Genomic DNA, 2278 nt, shown 5'->3' on the forward strand with positions numbered 1-2278 from the left:
AATCGGGCTTCTCTACGTCAAGTTTTGGATGACGTTTGGCACCGCCACGACGTCCTGAAGACCTGTAGTATAGGGCCATATCTATTTTCTAAGGCGAGAACAAACGTCCTCCTTCTTTGTTCGCTCTCCTCCAGACGTGCGTCATCATCATTGTCGTCGTCAACAAACATCATGGTGTTCTTGAACTCTGGGGATGATGGGCGTACATGTGTGGTTACCGGCGGAGGGAACGGCATGGGGCTCGCCATTGCGGTAATGCCCATGGTCGCACAGGCCTATGGCCGCGGCGATGAGGTCGCCGTGCGCCGCTCCATGCGCATGGGCATGTGGGCTTCGATCATCTACAGCGTCTTGTCTCTGCCCTTGTTCTTCTGGGCCGAACCGATCCTTCTGGCGCTCGGTCAGGAGCCGGATGTGGCGGCCAAGGCGGCGCAGTATCTCTTTGTCGTCGGTTTCGCGCTGTTCCCGGCGCTGCTGTTCCAGGTCCTGCGTTCGCTGGTGAGCGCGACGGGTCACGCGCGGGTGGTTCTGTGGGTGTCGATGCTGACGCTGGTCGTCAATGCCGTGGTCGCCTACGGGCTGGTGCTCGGCGGGTTCGGAATGCCGCAACTGGGCATTCGCGGCGCGGCGATCGCGACCTTTGTCGGGCAGGCGTTTGGCTTCCTGTATCTGGTCGCCTATATCGGCCGCGACGCGATGCTTGCCCGTTATGCGCTTTTCGTCCGCTTCTGGAAGCCGGACTGGCAGGCGCTGAGAGAGGTGGTCCTGCTTGGCCTGCCGATCGGGATTTCCGTTCTGGCGGAAGTATCGATGTTTACCGTTTCGTCGGTTCTGATGGGCCAGTTCGGCACTGTGCCGCTGGCCGCCCACGGCATTGCCATCCAGCTGTCCTCGATCACCTTCATGGTGCCGCTGGGCTTGTCCCAGGCGGCCACGGTGCGCGTCGGCGTGTTCCACGGCGCGAACGACCGGGCCAATGTGACGCGGGCCTCCGCCATTGTCATGGTGGTGGCGATCGGCTTTGCCGTTGCAAGCGGCCTGGCCTTTGCGTTCGCGCCGCGCGCGCTGTCGTCGCTCTTCATCGATGTCAGCCTGCCGGATGCGGCAGCCGTGATCGCCTATGCCGCGCCTTTGATCGTCATCGCGGCGCTGTTTCAGCTGCTCGATACGGCGCAGGTGATCATGAACGGGTTTCTGCGCGGTCTGAAAGATACCCGTATCCCCATGGTGCTGGTGCTGATTGCCTACTGGATCATCGGCCTGCCGGTCGCCTGGCTGCTCGCCTTTCCCGCCGGCCTCGGCGGGATCGGCATCTGGATCGGCTTTCTCTGCGGTCTCGGGGCTGCGGCGGTGATGCTCAGCATCCGCTACTGGCGGCTGCTGCAAAAGACGTAAGGTTAGGCTGAACGGGCCTTTTCCTTTCGTTTTCGCTAAAACAGGTCGATAGTGACGGGGCCGGCGCGAGCCGGACCTGTCACCGCGGACGGGAGGAAAGACGATGCGCAACGACATCATTTTCGGGGCTGTCCTGCCCTGGCTGACCTATCTTCTGGCCAAACACTACGATTTTTCAACGGTCCACGCCCTGGCGCTCGGCTCGATCTTCCCGATCGCGGTGATTGTCGTGGCCTATGTCCGCAGCAACCGGCTGGCGGCGATCGGCGTCATTACCCTGGCCGCCACCGTGGCCTCGCTGGTCGGCAGCCTTTATTTCGACAGCCCGTATCTGGCATTGCTGAAGAACTCGCTGATCACCGGATTCATCGGTCTCGTCTTCGCCGGCTCGCTTCTCATGCCGCGCCCGCTGGTGTTTCATTTTGCCACGGAGGGCGAGGGCGAGGACCGCAAGCGCCTGAACCGCCTCTATGCCGCCTCGGCCGATTATCGCGCGCTGATGCGTTTCATGACGCTTGCCTGGGCGGCGGTGCTGATCGGGGAAGCCTCTCTTCGCGCGCTGCTCATCCCGCTGCTGCCGGTCAGCGTCTTTCTGGTGGTTTCGGAGGCGATGTGGATTGCCGTCTTCGCGCTGATGATGGCGTGGAGCTGGCGTTATGGCGGGCGAAAGGGCAAGGCGATCGCCGATGCGGAGGCCGCTCGCGAAAAGCATTCCTTTTCACGCCACCCACGCAACAAAAAAGGGCCGCGACACGCGACCCCTTGAAGCGATCTCAAGACCCTTGGTCCCTCAGGCGCGCTCTTCCAGGAGTGCCTCGCCCTTCGTCTCGCGCACCAGATTGATGAAGCGGCGGAAGAGGTAGTGGCTGTCCTGCGGGCCGGG

Annotated in this window: 2 protein-coding genes; both read left to right on the forward strand. The window is 62.4% G+C overall.

Features of this window, described 5'->3' with window-relative positions:
- The first annotated feature begins 234 nt into the window (after nt 1-234).
- On the forward strand, nt 235-1395 hold the full coding sequence (locus AC5DC2_RS23165; RefSeq protein WP_491700188.1) for an MATE family efflux transporter: 1161 nt from the start codon (nt 235-237) through the stop codon (nt 1393-1395).
- Between the two features lie 103 nt (nt 1396-1498).
- Nucleotides 1499-2161 carry a VC0807 family protein gene (locus tag AC5DC2_RS23170; protein WP_491700189.1) on the forward strand — a complete coding sequence of 221 codons (663 nt, stop codon included), beginning with the start codon at nt 1499-1501 and terminating at the stop codon, nt 2159-2161.
- The last annotated feature ends 117 nt before the right edge of the window (nt 2162-2278 follow it).

This window comes from Martelella sp., assembly GCF_984369615.1.

What these genes read in the sequence shown, in the direction of transcription:
- AC5DC2_RS23165 (WP_491700188.1), top strand. Translation starts at nt 235, where the DNA reads ATGGGGCTCGCCATTGCGGTAATGCCCATGGTCGCACAGGCCTATGGC.
- AC5DC2_RS23170 (WP_491700189.1), top strand. Translation starts at nt 1,499, where the DNA reads ATGCGCAACGACATCATTTTCGGGGCTGTCCTGCCCTGGCTGACCTAT.